Source organism: Mycobacterium palustre (genome assembly GCF_002101785.1).
Classification (GTDB): domain Bacteria; phylum Actinomycetota; class Actinomycetes; order Mycobacteriales; family Mycobacteriaceae; genus Mycobacterium; species Mycobacterium palustre.
In genome coordinates this window covers 13,658-33,889 of sequence record NZ_LQPJ01000152.1, presented here as the reverse complement: position 1 = coordinate 33,889, position 20,232 = coordinate 13,658, and the positions used below count along the sequence as shown (strand labels likewise).

22 protein-coding genes, 1 tRNA gene and 2 pseudogenes are annotated in these 20,232 nt (G+C 69.9%); 8 read left to right on the top strand and 17 right to left on the bottom strand.

The window, feature by feature from the left end; all coding sequences use genetic code 11:
- The first annotated feature begins 69 nt into the window (after positions 1–69).
- The gene (locus tag AWC19_RS27335; protein WP_211285014.1) at positions 70–948 is read left to right on the top strand and encodes a PAC2 family protein; all 879 of its coding nucleotides are present in this window, start codon (positions 70–72) and stop codon (positions 946–948) included.
- A 5-nt stretch (positions 949–953) separates the two neighbouring features.
- Here the strand turns inward: AWC19_RS27335 and AWC19_RS27330 are convergent, their stop codons facing one another.
- The 7 genes from AWC19_RS27330 to AWC19_RS27295 form a co-directional block, all read right to left on the bottom strand.
- Positions 954–1,859: an SDR family oxidoreductase gene (locus tag AWC19_RS27330; RefSeq protein WP_085081198.1), complete on the bottom strand. Its 906-nt coding sequence runs from the start codon at positions 1,857–1,859 to the stop codon at positions 954–956.
- A 46-nt stretch (positions 1,860–1,905) separates the two neighbouring features.
- On the bottom strand, positions 1,906–3,141 hold the full coding sequence (gene mshC, locus AWC19_RS27325; protein WP_085081197.1) for a cysteine--1-D-myo-inosityl 2-amino-2-deoxy-alpha-D-glucopyranoside ligase: 1,236 nt from the start codon (positions 3,139–3,141) through the stop codon (positions 1,906–1,908).
- Between the two features lie 26 nt (positions 3,142–3,167).
- Positions 3,168–3,935, bottom strand: a complete 768-nt coding sequence (locus AWC19_RS27320) for a 3'(2'),5'-bisphosphate nucleotidase CysQ (RefSeq protein WP_085081196.1) — start codon at positions 3,933–3,935, stop codon at positions 3,168–3,170.
- 176 nt (positions 3,936–4,111) lie between these two features.
- Positions 4,112–4,936 (bottom strand): SCO1664 family protein, encoded by an 825-nt coding sequence (locus AWC19_RS27310; RefSeq protein ID WP_085081194.1) that lies wholly within the window; start codon positions 4,934–4,936, stop codon positions 4,112–4,114.
- The gene (locus AWC19_RS27305; protein ID WP_085081193.1) at positions 4,920–5,507 is read right to left on the bottom strand and encodes a DUF3090 domain-containing protein; all 588 of its coding nucleotides are present in this window, start codon (positions 5,505–5,507) and stop codon (positions 4,920–4,922) included. The genes AWC19_RS27310 and AWC19_RS27305 overlap by 17 nt, the downstream gene beginning before the upstream one ends.
- A 63-nt stretch (positions 5,508–5,570) precedes the next feature.
- Positions 5,571–6,350 (bottom strand): histidine phosphatase family protein, encoded by a 780-nt coding sequence (locus AWC19_RS27300; protein ID WP_085081192.1) that lies wholly within the window; start codon positions 6,348–6,350, stop codon positions 5,571–5,573.
- Positions 6,351–6,413: 63 nt separating this feature from the next.
- Positions 6,414–6,716 (bottom strand): hypothetical protein, encoded by a 303-nt coding sequence (locus AWC19_RS27295; protein WP_085081191.1) that lies wholly within the window; start codon positions 6,714–6,716, stop codon positions 6,414–6,416.
- 123 nt (positions 6,717–6,839) lie between these two features.
- On the opposite strand from AWC19_RS27295, the gene AWC19_RS27290 reads away from it, so the two are divergent.
- The 5 genes and pseudogenes from AWC19_RS27290 (at position 6,840) to AWC19_RS31010 (ending at position 10,003) form a co-directional block, all read left to right on the top strand.
- Positions 6,840–7,916: a YncE family protein gene (locus AWC19_RS27290; protein ID WP_211285013.1), complete on the top strand. Its 1,077-nt coding sequence runs from the start codon at positions 6,840–6,842 to the stop codon at positions 7,914–7,916.
- Positions 7,913–8,167, top strand: a complete 255-nt coding sequence (locus AWC19_RS27285) for a DUF5703 family protein (protein WP_085081190.1) — start codon at positions 7,913–7,915, stop codon at positions 8,165–8,167. The genes AWC19_RS27290 and AWC19_RS27285 overlap by 4 nt, the downstream gene beginning before the upstream one ends.
- A complete protein-coding gene (locus AWC19_RS27280) occupies positions 8,167–9,237 on the top strand; it encodes a quinone-dependent dihydroorotate dehydrogenase (protein ID WP_085081189.1) in 1,071 nt (356 codons plus the stop codon). The genes AWC19_RS27285 and AWC19_RS27280 overlap by 1 nt, the downstream gene beginning before the upstream one ends.
- A 62-nt stretch (positions 9,238–9,299) precedes the next feature.
- Positions 9,300–9,419 (top strand): annotated as a pseudogene (locus AWC19_RS31335) (Stf0 family sulfotransferase); the annotation flags it as partial.
- Between the two features lie 197 nt (positions 9,420–9,616).
- Positions 9,617–10,003, top strand: coding sequence for a Stf0 family sulfotransferase (locus AWC19_RS31010; RefSeq protein ID WP_158090943.1), 387 nt, complete (start codon positions 9,617–9,619; stop codon positions 10,001–10,003).
- Positions 10,004–10,028: 25 nt separating this feature from the next.
- Here the strand turns inward: AWC19_RS31010 and AWC19_RS27265 are convergent, their stop codons facing one another.
- The 3 genes from AWC19_RS27265 to AWC19_RS27255 all read right to left on the bottom strand — a co-directional run bounded on the left by AWC19_RS27265 (position 10,029) and on the right by AWC19_RS27255 (position 13,431).
- Positions 10,029–11,426, bottom strand: coding sequence for an HNH endonuclease signature motif containing protein (locus AWC19_RS27265; RefSeq protein WP_085081187.1), 1,398 nt, complete (start codon positions 11,424–11,426; stop codon positions 10,029–10,031).
- Positions 11,427–11,501: 75 nt separating this feature from the next.
- Positions 11,502–12,032: a YbhB/YbcL family Raf kinase inhibitor-like protein gene (locus AWC19_RS27260; protein ID WP_085081186.1), complete on the bottom strand. Its 531-nt coding sequence runs from the start codon at positions 12,030–12,032 to the stop codon at positions 11,502–11,504.
- Between the two features lie 25 nt (positions 12,033–12,057).
- Complete coding sequence (locus AWC19_RS27255) at positions 12,058–13,431, bottom strand: M20/M25/M40 family metallo-hydrolase (RefSeq protein WP_085081209.1); 1,374 nt, start codon at positions 13,429–13,431, stop codon at positions 12,058–12,060.
- Between the two features lie 192 nt (positions 13,432–13,623).
- Here AWC19_RS27255 and AWC19_RS27250 point away from each other — a divergent pair.
- Both AWC19_RS27250 and AWC19_RS27245 read left to right on the top strand, forming a co-directional pair.
- Positions 13,624–13,709 (top strand) — tRNA-Leu (locus AWC19_RS27250).
- Between the two features lie 178 nt (positions 13,710–13,887).
- Positions 13,888–14,592 (top strand): annotated as a pseudogene (locus AWC19_RS27245) (phosphoribosyltransferase); the annotation flags it as partial.
- 5 nt (positions 14,593–14,597) lie between these two features.
- Here AWC19_RS27245 and AWC19_RS27240 read toward each other — a convergent pair.
- The 7 genes from AWC19_RS27240 to ftsZ all read right to left on the bottom strand — a co-directional run bounded on the left by AWC19_RS27240 (position 14,598) and on the right by ftsZ (position 20,076).
- Complete coding sequence (locus AWC19_RS27240; RefSeq protein ID WP_085081184.1) at positions 14,598–15,011, bottom strand: phage holin family protein; 414 nt, start codon at positions 15,009–15,011, stop codon at positions 14,598–14,600.
- Between the two features lie 59 nt (positions 15,012–15,070).
- The gene (gene wag31, locus AWC19_RS27235; protein WP_085081183.1) at positions 15,071–15,871 is read right to left on the bottom strand and encodes a DivIVA-like cell division protein Wag31; all 801 of its coding nucleotides are present in this window, start codon (positions 15,869–15,871) and stop codon (positions 15,071–15,073) included.
- Between the two features lie 238 nt (positions 15,872–16,109).
- Positions 16,110–16,400: a YggT family protein gene (locus tag AWC19_RS27230; RefSeq protein WP_085081182.1), complete on the bottom strand. Its 291-nt coding sequence runs from the start codon at positions 16,398–16,400 to the stop codon at positions 16,110–16,112.
- 201 nt (positions 16,401–16,601) lie between these two features.
- A complete protein-coding gene (locus tag AWC19_RS27225) occupies positions 16,602–17,264 on the bottom strand; it encodes a cell division protein SepF (protein WP_085081181.1) in 663 nt (220 codons plus the stop codon).
- A gap of 65 nt (positions 17,265–17,329) precedes the next feature.
- Positions 17,330–18,124 carry a YggS family pyridoxal phosphate-dependent enzyme gene (locus AWC19_RS27220; protein WP_085081180.1) on the bottom strand — a complete coding sequence of 265 codons (795 nt, stop codon included), beginning with the start codon at positions 18,122–18,124 and terminating at the stop codon, positions 17,330–17,332.
- A gap of 5 nt (positions 18,125–18,129) precedes the next feature.
- A complete protein-coding gene (pgeF, locus tag AWC19_RS27215) occupies positions 18,130–18,837 on the bottom strand; it encodes a peptidoglycan editing factor PgeF (RefSeq protein ID WP_085081179.1) in 708 nt (235 codons plus the stop codon).
- Between the two features lie 90 nt (positions 18,838–18,927).
- Positions 18,928–20,076, bottom strand: coding sequence for a cell division protein FtsZ (ftsZ, locus tag AWC19_RS27210; protein ID WP_085081208.1), 1,149 nt, complete (start codon positions 20,074–20,076; stop codon positions 18,928–18,930).
- Positions 20,077–20,232 lie beyond the last annotated feature (156 nt).

The window sequence follows — 20,232 nt, the reverse complement described above, 5'->3', positions numbered from 1 at the left end:
TGGGTCGACCGATGCCGGCCAGGACGCGCGACCGCATCCCCGCCGGGCCGAAGGCCGTACCCTGAGTCTGTGACCCCGCCCGCTGGCCCACCCTTTGGCAAAGGCGCGCTGCCCGAACTGCACAACACCGTCGTCGTGGCGGCGTTCGAGGGCTGGAACGATGCGGGCGACGCGGCCAGCGACGCGCTCGAGCACCTCGACGCGATCTGGGAAGCCGACCCGATCGTGGAGATCGACGACGAGGCGTACTACGACTACCAGGTCAATCGCCCGGTGATCCGCCAGGTCGACGGGGTCACCCGGGAACTGGTGTGGCCAGCGATGCGAATCACGCACTGCCGCCCCCCGGGCAGCGACCGCGACGTCGTGCTGATGCACGGGGTGGAACCGAACATGCGCTGGCGCACCTTCTGCGCCGAATTGCTGGCCATCGCCGACAAGCTCAACGTCGACACCGTCGTGATCCTGGGCGCCCTGCTGGCCGACACCCCGCACACCCGTCCCGTGCCCGTCTCCGGCGCGGCCTACTCCCCCGAGTCGGCGAAACGCTTCGGCCTCGAGGAGACCCGCTACGAGGGCCCGACCGGGATCGCCGGGGTGTTTCAGGACGCCTGCGTCGCCGCCGGCATCCCGGCGGTGACGTTCTGGGCGGCGGTGCCGCATTACGTGTCCAGCCCGCCCAACCCCAAGGCGACGGTGGCCTTGCTGCGCCGCGTCGAAGACGTGCTCGACATCGAGGTTCCGCTGGGTGACCTGCCGGCGCAGGCCGAGGAGTGGGAGCAGGCGATCACCGAGATGGCCGCCGAGGACGAGGACCTGGCCGAATACGTGGCGTCGCTGGAGCAGCGCGGCGACGCCGAGGTCGACATGAACGAGGCCCTGGGCAAGATCGACGGCGACGCGCTGGCCGCGGAGTTCGAGCGCTACCTGCGTCGCCGGCGCAAATAACCCCGCTAGTCGCGCTGTCGGGGCACCGACCCGACGTTGAACGACGACATCGAGCGGCCGAGCGCGGCGACCTCGGCGTCCATGCGGGGCAGCAGTTCGGCGGTGGTCTTGCGGATGGGCGCTTCGCCGACGGGCGTCGACAGCACCGGCTTGAGCCAGCGGAACAGGCCCACCCAGCGCGGGCAGAAGATGCGGGCCTGGCGGCCCTCGATGCCCCTGACGAACGCATCGGCGCACCGGTCCACGGTGGTCGTCTTGTTCAGGGGCCACGGCAGGCGCGCGAGAAGCTCGGCGAACGCGGGGATGTCGGCCTTGGTGTCACGGACCAGGGCGGTGTCGATCCACGACATGTGCGCCGAGCCGACACCCACCCCGCGGTGGGCCAGCTCCAGCCGCAGCGCGTTGGCGAAGATCTCGACGCCAGCCTTGGACGCGTTGTAGGGCGCCCATCCCGGGGCCGCCGCGTACGCGGCCAGCGACGACACGATGAGCACGTAGCCCCGGCGCTCGATGAGCGCGGGCAGGGTGGCGCGGACGGTGTGGAAAACGCCGAGCACGTTGACGTCGAGCACCCGTTTGAACGCCTCGGGATCGACCTGGAGCACCGATCCGTAGCTGGCAATGCCCGCGTTGGCGACCACGACGTCGATGCCGCCGAAGCGTTCGACCGCCCGGGCGGCGGCGGCCTGCATGGCGGGCAGGTCGCGCACGTCGGCGACCGCCGTGAGCACGTGATCCTCGCCGAGCGCGGACGCCAGCGCCTCCAGCCCGGCCTTGTCGAGGTCGGTCAGCACCAGTTTGGCGCCCCTGTTGCGGAGCCGACGGGCGACCTCGGCCCCGATCCCCCGCGCGCCACCGGTGATGAACACAACTTTGCCGTGCAGTGACGTTTCGCCGTGCAGTGACGTCATGGCCGCGAACGTACCCCTCCGGTTCGACGGCGTCGAAGGAGCGCTCCTAAAGCTCGACTCCCAGCAGCGCATCCACGACGGTCGCCACCAGCGCCGGCGACCCGGCGTCGTGGCCGCCGTACTCCAGGGCGTCGGTGGACCAACCGTCAAGGGCCGCAAGCGCTTTGGGCGTGTCCAGATCGTCGGCCAGGTATTGGCGCACCCGGGCGATGACATCGGTGGCGTCCGGGCCGGCGGGCAGGGCGGTCGCGGCGCGCCAGCGCCGCAGCCGGGCGATCGCCTCGTCGAGCACCTGTTGGCTCCAGAACCGGTCGGCGCGGTAGTGGCCGGCCAGCAGGCCGAGCCGAATGGCGGTCGGCTCGACTCCCTGCGCGCGCAGCGCCGACACCAAAACCAGGTTGCCGCGGCTCTTGGACATCTTGTGCCCGTCCCAGCCGATCATCCCTGCGTGCACGTAATGCCGGGCGAATCTGCGCTCCCCGCGGACACATTCGGCGTGCGCGGCGGTGAATTCGTGGTGCGGAAAGATCAGGTCGCTGCCCCCGCCCTGGATGTCCAAACCGCTGCCGATGCGGCTGAGCGCGATCGCGGCGCACTCGACGTGCCAGCCGGGCCGGCCCGGGCCGAACGGCGAGGGCCAGCTCGGCTCGCCGGGCCGCGCCGCCCGCCACAGCAGGGCGTCGAGCTCGTCGGTCTTGCCCGGGCGGTCGGGGTCGCCGCCGCGCTCGGCGAACAGCCGCAGCATGGTGTCGCGGTCGTAGCCGGACTCGTAGCCGAATTGTGGCGTCGCGTCGGCCCGGTAGTACACGTCCGGGTACTCGTCCTCGACGGCATAGGCGGCCCCCGACGCCAACATCTTCTCGACCAATTCGACCACCTCGGCGATGGCCTCCGTCGCCCCGACGTACTCGCGCGGCGGCAGGACCCGCAGCGCCGCCATGTCCTCGCGGAACAGGGCGACCTCGCGCTCGGCGAGGTCGCGCCAGTCGACGCCGTCGCGCGCGGCGCGCTCCAACAGCGGATCGTCGACGTCGGTGACGTTCTGCACATAGTGGACGTCGTGGCCGAGGTCCAGCCACTGCCGGTGGACCAGGTCGAAGGCCAGGTAGGTGGCCGCATGACCGAGGTGGGTGGCGTCGTAGGGGGTGATCCCGCAGACGTACATCGTGGCCTTCCGGCCGGCCGCCACCGGGCGCACCTGCCGGTCGGAGGTGTCATACAGCCGCAACTCGGGGCCGCGTCCCGGCACCGCCGGCACGTCCGCACAAGACCAGGACCGCATAACGTCGACTCTAAACGCGGGCGGGATCAGCGAAATTCCTGGCGGATGGCCTCGAGCAGGATGGGCGCCAGCTCGGCCCGGCACATCACGAAGTCGGGCAGGTACGGGTCAAGCTGGTTGTAGCGCAGCGGCGAACCGTCCAGCCGCGACGCGTGCATGCCCGCGGCCATCACCACCCCGGCCGGGGCCGCCGAATCCCATTCCCACTGGCCGCCGGCGTGCACGTAGGCGTCGACGTCCCCGTCGATGATCGCCATCGCCTTGGCGCCCGCCGAGCCGATCGCCACCGGCTGAATTGGAAGCCGCTGCCGCATGCGGTGCAGCACCGCCGGTGGCCGGGTGGCGCTGACGGCGATCCGGAACGTGTGCGGCACGCCGACGCGTGCGGCGCCGTCGCTCACGGTGTCGCTGCGGTAGACGGTGTTGCCGCGGGCCGGCAGCGATACGGCCGCGTCGGTGATCTCGCGCTGGCCGTCGGTCGGGCGCTGCCACAGCGCGATGTGGACCGCCCAGTCGTCGCGGCCCGGCGTGGAGAACTCGCGGGTGCCGTCCAGTGGGTCGATGATCCAGACGCGGTCGTGGTTCAGCCGGGACAGGTCGTCGTGGGCCTCCTCGCTGAGCACCGCATCGGCGGGCCGCGCTTCCCGCAGCCGCTTCAGGATCAGCGCGTTGGCCAGGCTGTCACCGGCGTCGCCCAGCGCCCACGGGTGGCCGAAGCCGATCTCCTCGCGCACCTTAAGCAGCAACTCCCCCGCCTCCGCGGCGAGATCGGCGGCCAACGCGGCATCGCTCATCTCATCCGCGGCCGACGTCACCGGTTCAGTATCCCCGACGGACCCGGCCCGCTTGCGATCGCCGCTCAACCCCCACGCGCCGACCCGCTGCGCCCGGCTCCGCCGCGCTTGCGATCGCCGCACAACCCCCACGCGCCGACCCGCTGCGCCCGGCTCCGCCGCGCTTGCGATCGCCGCTAAAACGCCGGCCACGGGATGGGCCGGTGCCGGTTGGGCCCGGGCATGACCGGATTGGCCAGCAGCGCGTACGCGCGGCGGCGCAGCGCCGCGACCTCGGCGCGCGTGATGTGCCCGGCCAGCTCGTCGCCGAGCTCCCCGGTGAGGGCCTCGGCGAGCCCGGCCACCGCCTCGCAGGTCTCGTCGTCGATCGGCTTACCGGCCCAGCCCCACAGCACGGTGCGCAGCTTGTTCTCCACGTGCAGGCACACGCCGTGGTCGACGCCGTACACCTGGCCGTCGACGCCGAACAGGATGTGGCCACCCTTGCGGTCGGCGTTGTTGACCAAGATGTCGAACACCGCCATCCGCCGCAGCCGCGCGTCGTCGGCGTGCATCAGGATGACCTCGTCGCCGGCGTAGTCGTAGGCGCGCAGCACGGGCAGGTAGCCCGGCTGCAACTTGTTGGCGGGAAACAGGTCGACCAGATCCGGGCCCGGCCGCGGATCACAATCGGCCGCGTCCCCGGGCTGCTGCACCCACAGCTGCAGCATCCCGGGACCAGCCGGCCCGTCGCGAATCACGGTGTAGGGCACAATGTTCCACCGCAGCTGCGTCGACACCAGGTAGGCGCCAAGCTCGCGGCCGGCCAGCGTCCCGTCGGGAAAGTCCCACAGCGGCGCTTCACCGGAAACCGGCTTGTAAACGCAGTGCACGCTGGATTCGCCGAGCGTCGACTCGCACAAGAAGGTGGCGTTGCTGGCCGAGCGGATGCGTCCGAGGACTGTCAGCTCGCCGTCCCGCAACACCTCGCGCTCGTCAGCCCCGCTATTCCTCGGCGTCATCGTCGGGCCCGAGCAGCGCGCTGCGCCTATAGCCGTTGGTGCGGGCGCAGATGTGGCCCTCGGGATCCAACGGTTCGTCGCACAGCGGGCACGGCGGACGCCCGGCCGAGATGACGCGGTTGGAGCGGGTGGCGAACTGCCGCGCCGACTCCGGCGTCAAGAACACCCGCACCGCGTCTGGGCCCTCCTCGGTGTCGTCGAGCACCACCGAGGCGTCGAACTCGGCGTCGGTGACCGCCAGCAACTCGACCACCACGGTCTGGGCCTCCGAATCCCAGCCGAGCCCCATCGTGCCGACCCGAAACGCCGCATCGACCGGTGTGATCAACGGGTTGAGGTCCTCGACCTCGGCGGGCTCGGGCGGCACGGGCGTGCCGAACCTGCGGTTCACCTCGAGCAGCAGCGCACCGATGCGTTCGGCGAGCACCGCGACCTGTTGCTTCTCCAGGACCACGGACACCACCCGGGAGTCGCCCACCGCCTGGATGTAGAAGGTGCGGTTGCCGGGCTGCCCAACGGTCCCGGCCACGAAGCGGTCGGGTGTGCGAAAGACATGAATTGCGCGGGCCATGGCACCTCCAAAATACCGGCTGTTGCCGTCGCCGTGCGATTCGATTGCCCGCCCTCAGCGGAATTAATCAGTCGATCCGCCGACCACCGCGTCGCCGGACGGCACCGCTTCCGCCGGCGGGGTTTTCGCCTCGTCCTTCGGCTCACGCTGAGCCTGTCCGTCGGTGGACTGGTCCGTGCGCTCGTCCTTGCGCTCGTCCTTGGGCGGTGGCCCGGCGCGCAGCGCGGCCGCCAGCCGCGCACCGGTGTGGTTGACGTGCAACACGAACGGGCGCAACGGGGTGTATCGGATGACGCTGACCGACCCCGGGTCCGCGGTGACCCGCTGGAACCCGTCGAGGTGCATGCCGTAGGCGTCGGCGACGACGGACTTGATGACGTCCCCGTGGGTGCAGGCCACCCAGAGCGCGTCGCCGCCGTGCTGTTCGGCCAGTCGTCGGTCGTGTTCGCGCACGGCGGCCACGGCGCGCGCCTGCACCTGCGCGAGGCCCTCGCCGCCGGGGAACACCGCCGCACTGGGGTGGGCCTGGACGACCCCCCACAACGGCTCCTTCGTCAGCTCGCCGATCTTGCGGCCCGTCCACTCCCCGTAGTCCACTTCGGCCAGCCGGTCGTCGATCAGCGGCTCGAGGCACAGCGCCTCGGCCAGCGGCTCGACCGTGCGCCGGCAGCGCAGCAGCGGCGAGGTGACCACCGCCCGGATCGCCAGATCGCCGATCCGATCGATCAGCCCGGCGGCCTGCTCGCGGCCCTTGTCGTCGAGGTCGACGCCCTCGGAACGCCCGGCCAGGATCCCGGCGGTGTTCGAGGTGGAGCGGCCATGCCGCAACAGGATGACGGTCATCGCGCCGGAACCGCAGTCACGACGACGACCGTACCCGGTCCGGGCGGTGGGGACGGAGGCCGATTAGCGGTGGACGGAGACCGCGTGGGCGACCGAGTCGCGGACCGCCGCGGTCAGGCTGCGCTCGTCGGTGAGATCGAGGTCGACCAGGCTGCGGACCGCCCTGGCGACGACGTCTTCGGCCTGTGGAACCGGCCCATTCAGGCGCGGGCGGTAAATCTCGACGACGAGCGAGCGATGCTCGATGTGAAACGAAAAACTGCGTCCATCACCGACTTGTCCGTACCCGCTGGCGAAGATGCCTGTCGTGAGGTCCTCGACAGCAAACTCTGTAGCTGCGGTATGCCGGTCAGCGGTGACGGTCATGACGCGACCATACCTCTCCAGCGCGACCGGATACAGGCAACTTGGCCATCTTGGATGCGAAACCGTTCCTTAGAATTCGACTTTCACTCGACGGCTTTTATTCGACACCGCCAGGGAGAATCGTTGCTGAACCAACGTGGGCGCGACAAAAAAGCACTTCTCGCGTCCGTCGTGGCGGTGCTGCCTTTGCTGGCGCTGATCGGCGGTTGTGCAGGGGGCTCCCGGAATCCGCTCAGTGGCGCCCCGCCCACGATCGAGCCGGCGCGGGCCGCCCAGTCACCTCCGGCGGCGCAGCGCCCGGCCGGCGTGGTGCGGCCCCTGGCGGGCCAGCCCGCAGCGGCGATCTTCGACGCCAGCACCCGCCAGCTTGCCGTGTTGTCCCCCGGCGCCGACGCGCAAGCGCCGGCCAGCCTCGCCGAGTTCGCTGACTCGCACGCCGCGCCGCGCGTGATCGCCCTGCCCGGCCCGGCGACCGCGCTGACCGGCGACGGCCGCGGCACGGCCTTCCTGGCCACCCGCGGCGGCTATTTTGCCGTCGACCTGTCCGCCGGCCGCGCGACGCGGGTACCGGTCGCCAACGCCCAGCAGACCGATTTCACCGCGATCGCGCACCGCGCCGACGGGACGCTGGTGCTGGGCAGCGACGACGGTGCCGTCTACACCCTTGCCTCGCGGACACCCGAGACGATTAAGACCGCCACCATCGGCAGCCGGAACAAGATCTTCGCGCGCGTGGATAGCATTGCCGCGCAAGGAGATACGACCGTCGTGCTGGACCGCGGCCAAACCTCGGTGACGACGATCGGGCCGAACGGGCGCGTCGAACAGGCGCTGCGCGCCGGAGAGGGTGCGACCACCCTGGCGGCGGATCCCCTGAACCGGGTGCTGGTCGCCGACACCCGCGGGGGCCAGCTGCTGGTCTACGGCGTCGACCCGCTGATCCTGCGTCAGGCATTCCCGGTGCGGCAGGCCCCCTACGGCCTGGCCGGATCGCGCGAGCTCGCCTGGGTGTCCCAGACCGGTGCGAACACGGTCATTGGTTACGATCTGTCAACCGGAATCCCCGTCGAAAGGGTGCGATACCCAACCGTGCAGCAACCCAACTCGCTGGCCTTTGACGAAGCGTCGGACACCTTGTACGTGGTGTCGGGGTCGGGTGCGGGCGTTCAGATCGTCGAGCACGCGGCGGGTGGGCGTTGACCGCGGCGCGCTGGAGCCGGCTGCCGGCGGGTTGGGACACCGAGATGTCCGACGACTACGAGTGGATCCCGCTACGGCTGCCGCCGGAGGTCACCCGGCTCAGCGCGTCCACGCGGCTGTCCATCGAGGCCGAATACCGCGGCTGGGAACTGACCCGGGTGCGCCTCTACACCGACGGCAGTAGACGGGTCCTGTTGCGCCGCAAGAAAACCCGCGCTCAAAGCCGGCGGCCCGACCAGCCGGAGTTGTGATGTACCGGCTGCTACGCCGGCTGTTGTTTCTGATCCCGCCCGAGCGCATCCACACGCTGGTTTTCGCCCTGCTGCGCGGCGGCACGGCCCTCGCCGCGCAGCGGCGGATGCTGCGCCGGCTGCTTGCACCTTCCGATCCGGTGCTGGCCAGCACGGTGTTCGGGGTGCGGTTCCCCGGGCCGCTCGGGCTGGCCGCCGGTTTCGACAAGGACGGCGCCGGCCTGCTGACCTGGGGCGCGTTGGGCTTCGGCTATGCCGAGGTCGGGACCGTCACCGCACACCCGCAGCCCGGCAACCCGGCCCCGCGCCTGTTCCGGCTGCCCGCCGACCGGGCCCTGCTCAACCGCATGGGGTTCAACAACCACGGTGCCGGCGAACTGGCGCTGCGGCTGGCGCGGCACCGCCCCGAGGTGCCGATCGGGGTCAACATCGGCAAGACGAAGGCCACGCCGGCCGCCGACGCGGTCGACGACTATCGGGCCAGCGCCCGCCTGGTCGGCCCGCTGGCGTCGTATCTGGTGGTCAACGTCAGCTCCCCCAACACGCCGGGCCTGCGCGACCTGCAGGCCGTCGAGGCCCTGCGGCCCATCCTGTCGGGTGTGCTGGCAGAGACGTCGACCCCGGTGCTGGTCAAGATCGCGCCGGATGTCCCGGACTCCGACATCGACGAGATCGCTGACCTCGCAGTCGAATTGGGCTTGGCGGGGATTGTGGCCACCAACACCACGGTGTCGCGGGAGGGCCTAACCACACCCGGCGTCGACCGGCTGGGCCCGGGCGGCATCTCCGGGCCGCCGGTGGCGCGCCGCGCGCTCGAGGTGCTGCGTCGGCTCTACGCCCGGGTCGGCGACCGCCTGGTGCTGATCAGCGTCGGGGGCATCGAGACCGCCGACGACGCCTGGGAGCGGATCACCGCGGGCGCGTCGCTGCTGCAGGGCTACACGGGCTTCATCTACGGAGGGGGCTTGTGGCCCAAGCACATTCACGATGGCATTGCCCGACGCCTGCACGACGGCGGGTTCGCCTCGCTCGGCGACGCGGTCGGATCGGCGGCGCGGGAGCCCGGTTAGATTAACCTGCTGTTCGACCGGATCCGGGAGGGTCGACGGTTAGGAGGCACACCACCTACGTCATCGCCTCCACGCCCCGTTCGGGTAGTTCGCTGCTGGCCGCCGGCCTCGTGGCGACCGGGGTGGCCGGCCGGCCCGAGGAGTACTTCACGCCCGACCACATCGGGGCGTCTAAGCAAGATCTGAAGCTGCCGGGGGATTGCTCCTGGCGCGACTACCTGGCCACCGTGATGGCGTTCGCGGCGACGGAGAACGGCGTCCGGGGCGATCCGGGAGCGGCAATCGAATTTCTCTTCCCCGCAGCCGTTTTCGTCAATATCGTCCGGGCCGATCGGCGCGCGCAAGCGATATCGCTGTTTCGCGCCGGGGCCACCGACGAGTGGTTTCATGTTCCGGCTCGTCGCGCACGGGCCGCCATTGGGGCCTCTACCTCGCCCGGCCCGCGGCCGCCCGGGGCGCGTTCGATCTCACCGCCCTGGCACCGACGTACGAGCAGATCGTCGCGATAGAACGCGGCCTCGACGCCGAACAGGCGGCATGGACCGACTACTTCACCACCCGGCGCTGTCAGGTCCTGATGGTCCGCTACGAAGATCTCGACGCGGACCATCGCGGCGAGATCGCGCGGGTCTTGGACTTCCTCGGTGCCGACCCGTCACACGCCGCTCGCGTGCCCAGGCCCCCGCTCGAGCGTCAAACGGACCACGTCAACGAACACTGGCGACGCCTCATTGACCAAGAGGGTCGCAGGTTTAGCCCGCGCTGACCGTTGGGGCGTGTGCCCGGTTCGATCACGCCGCCCCGTCTTCGCCCTCGCGGCTTTCGTCGTCGCCGCCGTCTTCGTTGCCGGGCAGGAGCTTTTCGGGGTGATGGAAGGTGTTGGTTCTGGGCTGGCCGTAGTCGAGGTGGGGCGGGGGGATCCATTCGATGGTGCCGTCGTGGCGTTTTCGGGTGGTCCAGCCGCCGGGTTGGACCAGGGGGTGGTCGGCCCCGCAGGCGAAGGTGAGTTTGTCGACGTCGGTGCGCCGCGTGGTGGCCCAGTCCTCGACGTGGTGGACTTCGCACCAGTAGCCCCGCACGTCGCAGCCGGGACGGGTGCAGCCGCGGTCCTTGGCGTACAAGACGATTCGCTGGGCCGGTGAGGCGAGCCGCTTGGTGTGATACAGCGCCAGCGGCTCACCGTGGTCGAAGATCGCCAGGTACTGGTGGGCGTGGCGGGCCATCCGGATGACATCGGACATCGGCAGCAGGGTGCCCCCGCCGGTCAGCCCCTTGCCGGCGGCCGCTTCAAGGTCGGCCAGCGTGGTGGTGATGATGATCGATGCCGGTAACCCGTTGTGCTGGCCCAGGTTTCCGCCGGCTAGCAGCGGGCGCAGGCCGGCGTTGAGGCCGTCGTGGTTGCGCTGGGGTGCGCTGCGAGTGTCGCGGCGCACCGCCTCGGCATCGGCCGGCCCGTCCACGACGGGGGCGTCGTCATCGGGATTGCACATCCCCGGGGCGGCGGTCTTGGCCAGCACCGCCTCGAGGGTGGCGCGGGCCTCCGGGGTCAGCAGCGCCCGCAGCTCCGACATGCCGTCGGCGCCCTGCTTGCCCAGCGTCAGCCCGCGGCGGCGGGCACGGTCCTCGTCGGTGTAGTCGCCGTCGGGATTGAGGTAATAGGTGATCAGATCGGCCCAGTCGCGCACCTGCTCGGGACGATACTGGGCGGCCAAGCCGGCCAGGTCGGCCTCGGCGCGTTCCCGCGTCGCCGCGTCCACCCAGCCCGGCAGCCCCTCCAAAAACCGGCGGATCACCGCCACGTGGGCCGCGCCGGCCTGGCCCGCGCGTTCGGCCGCCGCGGTGACCGCAAGCCGCGGCTTTAGCGATTCACCGGTCAACGCGTGCCGCGGCCCCAAGTCGGCGGCCTCCGCCACCCGCCGGGTGGCCTCGCTGCGGGTGATCCGCAGCCGATCGGCCACCACGTGGGACAACCTGCCACCCAGCTCGGCGGGCCCGGCCTGCTCGCCCAGCTGATTGATCAGCGCATGCCCCGGCACGCGCAACCTGCGCGTCTCCTGCTCGAGCCGCTCGAGCAACGCCAGGCGCTCCGGCGTGGTCAACGCGTCGTACTCGTGCTCGACGACCCGCGACACGGCGGTGTGCAGCGCATCGAAGTCCTTCCGGACCTGCTCGCGGGTGGTCGAACTCATGTTCGAAATGATATGCCTGCCCACCGACAAGCGGCATGGGCGCAGGGTGCGGCCGACCGCCCAGGATGGCCGCGCTTAGGTCTGCTCGTACGTGCCGTAGATGTAGGCCCGCGCGATCGCGTGCTGAAAAAGGTTGAACCCCAAAAACGCCGGGCTGGCGTCCTCGGTCAGGTCCAGCTTCTCGACGTCCACCGCGTGCACCGCGACGTAGTAGCGATGCGGGCCGTGGCCCGGGGGCGGCGCGGCGCCGACGTAGCGGCGCATCCCGGCGTCGTTCACCAGCGTCAGGGCCCCGCCGGGAAGCTGGCGGCCATCGCCGGCGCCGTCGGGCAACTCCGTCACGTCGGCAGGCAGGTTGGCCACCGCCCAGTGCCAGAATCCGGACAGGGTCGGGGCGTCGGGGTCATAAACGGTGACGGCGAAGCTGCGGGTCTCCTCGGGGAAGCCCGACCAGCTCAGCTGCGGGCTCACGTCCTCACCCCCGGCGCCCATAAGCCCGCTGACTTGCGGTGTGGCCAGCGGCTGACCGTTGGTGATCGAGTTCGATTCCAGGCTGAACAACGGCAGCTTGGGCAGCGCGTCGTACGGGTCGGGCGGCAGGCTCATCGGCGATCCTCTCGTGTCTTGTTGGCTAGCAGTGCGTCAGGAAGTGGGTCAGCACGTCGGTGCCGAACCTCAGCGCATCGACGGGTACCCGTTCGTCCACGCCGTGGAACAGCGCGCTGAAATCCAGGTCCGGCGGTAGGCGCAGCGGGGCGAAACCGAAGCAGCGAATGCCCAAGCGCGCGAAGGCCTTCGCGTCGGTGCCGCCGGAAAGCATATACGGCACGGTCCGGGCGTCGGGGTCGAGCGCCAGCACCGCGGCGTTCATCGCATCGACCAAATCGCCGTCAAACCCGGTCTCATACGACGGCTGGTCCCTGATCCATTCCCGGGTGACGTCGGGGCCGAGCAGCCGGTCGACCTCGGCCTCGAACGCCGCCTTGCGGCCCGGAAGGATGCGGCAGTCCACCACCGCTTCGGCCGTCGCCGGAATGACGTTGGCCTTGTAGCCGGCCTTGAGCATCGTCGGATTGGCGGTGTCGCGCAGCACGGCGTTGAGCATGCGGGCCATCGGCCCCAGCTTTTCGATCGTCCCCTCGAGGTCTTTTGCCTCGGTGTCGAACGTCAGCCCGGTCTCGTCGCTGACCGCCGCCAGAAACTGGTCGACGGCGTGGGTGATCACGAGGGGAAACCGGTGCCGGCCCAGTCGGGCGACGGCCTCGGCGACGGCGGTCACCGCGTTGCGGTCGTGGGCCATCGAGCCGTGGCCGGCCGGGCCGCGGGCCGTCAACCGCATCCACGACAGCCCCTTCTCGGCCGTCTCGATCAAATAGAGCCTGCGCTCGCCGCCGTCGCGGCGCGGCACGGTCAGCGAGAACCCGCCCACTTCGCCGATCGCCTCGGTGACACCCTCGAACAGCTCGGGCCTGTTGTCGACCAACCATTGCGCCCCGTAGGTGCCGCCGTGCTCCTCGTCGGCGAGGAAAGCGAACACCAGATCGCGTGGCGGCACGATGCCCGACCGCCGCAAGTGCCGCGCGACGACGATCATCATGCCGACCATGTTCTTCATGTCGACCGCGCCGCGCCCCCAGACGAAGCCGTCCTCCACGGCGCCGGAAAACGGGTGCACGCTCCAATCGGCGGGCTCGGCCGGCACGACGTCGAGGTGGCCGTGGATCAGCAGGGCGCCGCGCGACCTGTCCGCGCCCTCGAGGCGCACCACGACGTTGCCCCTCCCGGGCGCGCCGGATTCGACGTACTGCGGCTGGTAGCCGACCTCGGCGAGCCGCTCGGCGACCCAGTGCGCGCATTCGGCCTCACCCCGCGTCGTCTCGGGGTCGCCGGTGTTTGTGGTGTCGAACCGGATCAAGCTGCTGACGACCTCGACCACGTCGTCGCGCGGATTGGTGGAACCCTCGCTTCCCCGGCTTTCAACGGTCACAACCACCTTTCCTACCATTGCCGGCGGCACTCGGCCCGCGCTGCGGTCGGGGGCGGGCGCAGGGCGCATGCGGGCCGCATCGTCGGCGAGCTGGATTAAATTGCCCGCCTCCTCCTCCGCCCGCCATGCGGGCCGCATCGTCGGCGAGCTGGGTTGGGTCCGCGGGGACCGATCCGATAGCCTTAGCTGCCAACCCATGCGGTTGGTCTTGTCCGAGTGGCGGAATGGCAGACGCGCTAGCTTGAGGTGCTAGTGCCCTACTAATGGGCGTGGGGGTTCAAGTCCCCCCTCGGACACAAAATCTATGGCCGGACGCCGCTTCGGCGCCGGGTAGACGGCTCTCGTGCGCAAGCGATGCTGCGGCCCATTTCGGATGAAGCGCCGAGTCTTTCCCACTGCCGATCGGCACACTGCCAATCGCGGTTCCACGAATGCGTTTTGGAGGCCCCGGCCGCCACACGTAGGCTTGAGGCAGGCCAAGAGCCTGGCGAATGGCGACCTATGAACCCACCGAGCGGCTTTCTCCGGAGAACCTCGACGCGCACGTTCCGCGATCGTCGCGAGGCCGGTCGCGCCCTGGCCGACGAGCTGGCGTCCTACCGCGACAAAGAAGGCGTGCTGGTCCTCGGGCTGGCCCGCGGCGGGGTGCCCGTGGCTTGGGAGGTCGCGGCGGCGCTGCACGCCCCGATGGACGTGTTCTTGGTCCGCAAGCTCGGCGTGCCGCGCTGGTCGGAGCTCGCGATGGGGGCGTTGGCCAGCGGCGGCGGGGTGGTGATGAACGACAACGTGATCTCCAGCCTGCACATCACCGACGAGGAGGTCCGCGAGGTGATCGCCAGCGAGACGGCCGAGCTCACCCGCCGCGAGCAGGCCTACCGGGGCGGGCGTCCGATCGCCGACCCCCGCGGCAAGACGGTCATCCTGGTCGACGACGGCATCGCCACCGGCGCGAGCATCTTGGCCGCGGTCCGTGCGGTGCGGGCCGCGGGCGCCGAATCGATCGTCGTCGCGGTCCCCGTCGGGCCGGAGTCGACGTGCCGCGAGCTCGCCAAGGAAGCCGACGATGTGGTGTGCGCGACCATGCCGCCGGGATTCGAGGCCGTCGGGCAGGTTTACGCCGACTTCCATCAGGTCAGCGACGATGAGGTGCGCGAGCTGCTCGGGACGCCGACCGGCTGAGGGCGTTACTTCGCGTGGTCGTCGCTGCGTCCGTCGGCGGGGACGGCCGACTCATCGCTCGTTTCGAAGCCCTGCGACGACTCGCCGACGGTGGTGTCGTAGGTGGCCGGGTGAAGATCGCTCTCCGGCGGGACTTCCTCGGGGTAGTCGACCGGGGCGTCGGCGTTATCCTCAGCGGCGTCCTCAGCGGCGTCTTCAGCGTCGTCCTGGGCGTCGCCTTCAAGGTCTCCGACGTCGTGCGCGTCGCCGCCGCGGACGTCGCGCCGCTGGCGTTCCCGCAGGGCGTCGATGATCAGCAGCACCACGCCCAAAACGCTGGCGCCGATGCACACCCAGGCCACCAACTCGTTGCTGGTGACGACCGCGAACACCAGTGCGACCAGCCCGATGAGGGCCAGTACCAGGGCAATGATCAGCATCGGTCATCCCTCCAGCCGACGAGCGGGAGTGCCAGGTTCAGTGCGGGCACGTTCTGAGGCTAGTTACTACCGCGGTTGAATTGGTCGAACCCCCCGGCGTCGGCGCTGGAGTCGACGGGCGCCGCCGATCCGCGCTGGCCGAGCTCCTCGAGCTGGGATTCCAGGTAGGTCTTGAGGCGAGTGCGGTATTCGCGTTCGAAGGTACGGAGCTGTTCGAGGCGGCCTTCCAGCACGGTGCGTTGCTGGTTGATGGTCCCCATGATCTCGGAGTGTTTGCGCTCGGCGTCGGCCTGCAGCGCGTCGGCCTTCTCCTGGGCCTGGCGCAGCTGGGCCTCCGAGCGGGTCTGGGCGTCGGCGAGCATCGCGTCGGCACGCTGGCGGGCCTCGGCGACGGTGGTCTCGGCGGTGTGACGGGCCTCGCTGAGGATCTGGTCGGCATTGGCGCGGGCGTCGGCCAGCATCTTTTCGGATTCGGCCTTCGCGGTGCTGGTCAGCCGGTCCGCGGTGTCCTGCGCCAGGCTCAGCACCCGCGCCGCCTTCATGGCCTGCTCCTCGTTGGTTCCCGCGGCGGCGGCGGGGGCGGCGACGGGGGCCGACGCCGCCCTGACCGGTTCGGGTTCGGGCTCGAACGCCGGGATCGCCTTGGTGGGCTGCGCGCCGCCGGCGCCGCCTGCGGCGGCCAGCTCGCGGTCCAGCTCCTCGATGCGTTGGCGCAGATCGGTGTTCTCTTCGATGAGCCGCGTCAGCTCGTTCTCCACCAGGTCGAGGAAGGCGTCGACCTCATCTTCGTTGTAACCGCGCTTGCCGATCGGCGGCTTACTGAACGCCACATTGTGGACGTCGGCTGGTGTAAGCGGCATTGTCGTCCCCTCGAGTTCCTGTCAAACGATCTGGAAAGTGTAGAACGGAGTGGTTGCCGTCATGCAACTGCCGTCCATCCTGTCACACCAGACCCTGCGGTAGCCGATTAGGCCAATTAATAAGAACCAATTTCACACACTAAGACCAATAAAATCCAAATCCTTAGAATTTTTAAATCGCGGCCGCCGAACCGAGGCTAAAGCGTGGCCGAACCGTCTCCGGGCTCCGGTAGCGGCCTCACGCCGCGGCGCCGAACGCCAGTTGCATGCCGATGAAGGCGACGAGCAGCAGCACCATGATGGACAGGTCGAAGCGGACCGCGCCGATGGTCAGCTGGGGGATCAGCCGGCGCAGCAGCTTCACCGGCGGGTCGGTGATGGACATGATGATCTCGAGGATCACCACGGTGACGCCGGTGGGGCGCCAGTCACGGCTGAACGACCGGATGAACTCGACGACGACCCGGGCGATGAGCAGCAGCCAGAAAATGAACAGCGCGAACCCGAGGATCTGAAAGAACAGCACCAACTTCGAAGCCCGACCTTACCGATGAGATGTCAGCCGCGCCCTCGTGCGGCAATCGCCAGCGTACCGACAGCGTACCGAGAGCGTACCGACTCTGATGTGCGGCCACACTTCTCGCGCCGACGGCGCCGAAGGGCGAGGGGACGACCCAGCCCCGCGGGCGAAACCGGTGTGGCTAATGGGGTGTGTGGCTATCGGGTGTGGCTATTGGTAAGCGTAGAACCCGGTTTCGGCGATCCGGCGGCGCTCCTCGGGCGACACGTCGACGTCGGCGGGAGACAGCAGGAACACCTTGGTGGCGACCTTGTCGAACGAGCCGCGCAGCGCAAAGGCCAGGCCGGCGGCGAAGTCGACGAGCCGCTTGGCGTCGGCGTTGTCCATCGAGACCAGGTCCATGATGACCGGGGTGCCGTCGCGGAAGCGCTCGCCGATGGTGCGGGCCTCGCTGTAATCCTTAGGCCGAAGCGTGGTGATCTTCGACAGCGGGTGGCCTTCTTCGAACATCATCGCCATCCGGCGCGGGTCCATCGCCAGCGCCCCGCGGGTGGTGTTGCGCAGCCACGACCCCAGGCGCGGCCTGGGCATCTCGGGCCGCTCGAAGTCGCGCGGGTGGATGGCGCCGTAGCGGGGGTCGTCCCCGTAGCCGCCGCGGTAGCTGCTCGGCGGGTAGTCGGCGGGCTCGCCGCGCGGGTCCCGGACATCCTCGTAGTCGCGGCCCTCGTAGCGGCCGTCCAGGCGGCCATATCCGTCGTCGAACCGCGGCCGCGGGAAGCCCCGGGACGGGGCCCGGTCGTCGTAGTACTCGTCGTCGTAATCCTCCATCGGAGCCATACCGAAGTAGGCCTTGACCTTGTGCAGTGTGCTCATCGCTAACCCCTTCTAGCCCCTGGGAGTTGTGGTGTCTGTGATGAAGGTGTGACTACAGTGATTACTCACGGTGACGGTAGCCGCCGCGGGCCCAATAGCGCGGTACCGACACGCACACATGTCGAACCATGTTTGACGGCGATTTCGAAGTCTCCGGACATCCCGGCGGACAGGCCGACGGCGTTCGGGTGCGATTCCATGACCCGACGATGCTCCGATCGCAGCAGCTCAAAGGCGCGATCGGGTTCCCAGTCCAGGGGCGGGATGCCCATCAGCCCGACCAGTTCCAGGCCCTTGGCCTCCTCCACCAGCGCGCAGACCCGGTCGACAGCGCCGGCCGCGGTGATGTCGACCCCGCCGCGCGAGACGTCGCCGTCGAGGCTCACCTCGACGTAGACGCGCAGCGGCTTGGTCCGACGCCCGTCGGCCAGGGCCGCCGACACCGCCCGATCGAGCGCGGCCACCAGCCTGGGGCTGTCGACCGAGTGGGCGGTGTGGGCCCACTGGGCCAGCGACCGCGCCTTATTGCGCTGAATCCGGCCCACCATGTGCCAGTGCATATCCCGTAAGTCCGGCCGCGCAGAACTGCTTGCCAAGCGGGCGACTTCGGCCACCTTCGCCGCGGCTTCCTGATCGCGTGATTCGCCGACGCACCGACAACCCAATCGAGACAAAATCGCAACATCGGTTGCGGGAAAAAATTTGGTAATAGGAAGAAGTTCAATTTCGCTGACATTGCGGCCCGCCGCTTCGGCGGCCGCGGCAAGTCGCGATCGCACGTTGGCCAACGCATGAGTCAATTCCGATTCGCGATCACCGTGGTTTGCGTCGCTTCCACGGGCCGGCGTGTTCACCGCCATTGCGGTCACTCCATCCAGACCAGCGATGCCAGCCGGCCGGTCGGCGCGTCCCTGCGGTGACTGAACAGGGCCGCGTCGGCCACCGTGCAGCGCGGATCGACGTCGATCGCGGTGACCCCCAAATGCCGTAGCTGACAAGCGATTCCGGCGCGCAGGTCGAGCCCGGGCGTGCCCGCCGCGGTGGTGGTGCGGCTGCCCGGCAGCGCGGCCTCGACCTCGTCGGCCATCGCCGCGGGCACCTCGTAGTTGCGGCCGCTGACCGCCGGACCGAGCAGCGCCGAGATGTCGTCGGCCCGCGCGCCTTGCCTTAGCATCGCCTCCACCGCACGCGCCACCACGCCACGCTGGGCGCCCACCCGGCCGGCGTGCACCGCCGCGACCACCCCGGCCCGCGCGTCGGCCAACAACACCGGCACGCAGTCGGCCGTCACCACGGCGAGCGCCAGTCGCGGCGTGCCGGTGACCAACGCGTCGGTCCCGTCGACCGCTGTTCCCCGCGGCCCGCCGACCACCTCGACCCGGTCGCCGTGGACCTGGTTCATCCACACCACGCGGTCGGCGCCCAAACCGATCGCGGCGCCCAGCCGGGCGCGGTTGGCCGCCACGGCGGCGGGTTCGTCGCCGACGTGGTCGCCGAGATTGAAGGTGTCGAACGGCGGCTTCGAGACACCACCCGCCCGGGTGGTGGTCACCCGCCGGATGCGAACGCTCACGTGACCAGTATCCGGAAACCGTCGTCGTCGGTCAGGCGGCGCCAGCGCTGCCGCCCTCGGGGTCACGGCCACGGGGTCACGGCCACGGGGTCAGCGGCGCATAAACGGCGGCACGTCGACGTCGTCGTCGTCGCCGCCAATGCTCAGCGTCGCGCCGTTGGTCTGCAGCGGCACGCTGACGGCATCGACGGGCTCGAACAGCGTCGAGCTGAGCTTGCCCGCCTTTGCGGATTCGATGCGATGCGCGCCGCCGGTTTCGGTCGCGCTCCCCACGACCGGCTTACGGCCCGGCCCGGTGGCGTCGAAGCCGGCGGCGATGACGGTGACGCGCACCTCGTCGCCCAGCGAGTCGTCGATGACGGTCCCGAAGATGATGTTGGCGTCGGCGTGGGCGGCGTCCTGCACCAGCGAGGCCGCCTCGTTGATCTCGAACAGGCCCAGGTCACTGCCGCCGGCGATCGACATCAGCACGCCCCGCGCGCCCTCCATCGAGGCCTCCAGCAGCGGCGAGTTGATGGCGATCTCGGCGGCCTTCAGCGAGCGGCCCTCGCCGCGGGCCGAGCCGATGCCCATCAGGGCGGTGCCGGCGCCGGACATGATGCCCTTGACGTCGGCGAAGTCGACGTTGATCAGCCCGGGGGTGGTGATCAGGTCGGTGATGCCCTGCACCCCGTTGAGCAGCACCTCGTCGGCGCTGCGGAACGCGTCCATCAGGGACACCGCGGCGTCGCCCATCTGCAACAACCGGTCGTTGGGGATGACGATCAGGGTGTCGCAGCTCTCCCGCAGCGCGGCGATGCCGTTTTCGGCCTGGTTGCCGCGGCGCTTGCCCTCGAACGAGAACGGCCGGGTGACCACGCCGACGGTCAGCGCGCCCAGCTTGCGGGCGATGCTGGCGACGACGGGCGCCCCTCCGGTGCCGGTTCCGCCGCCCTCCCCGGCGGTGACGAACACCATGTCCGCGCCGCGCAGCAACTCCTCGATCTCGTCCTTGGCGTCCTCGGCCGCCTTGCGACCGACCTCGGGGTCCGCCCCGGCGCCCAGCCCTCGCGTGGAGTCGCGACCGACGTCGAGCTTGACGTCGGCGTCGCTCATCAGCAGCGCCTGGGCGTCGGTGTTGATCGCGATGAACTCAACGCCCTTGAGGCCCTGTTCGATCATCCGGTTGACGGCGTTGACGCCGCCGCCACCGATACCCACAACCTTGATCACGGCCAAGTAATTGTGCGGGGGGGTCATCATGTCTCTTCCTCCCTGGTGGGGATTCGGTGTCTCCGCCCGGCAAACCCTCAACCTCAACCATAGGGTTAGAGTTATGTCAAGTAGTTCCGCGCAAACAGAACGGTATGGGCACGGCGCGCGCTAGCCCGGCAGGCGCGCCGAAACGCGCTACGC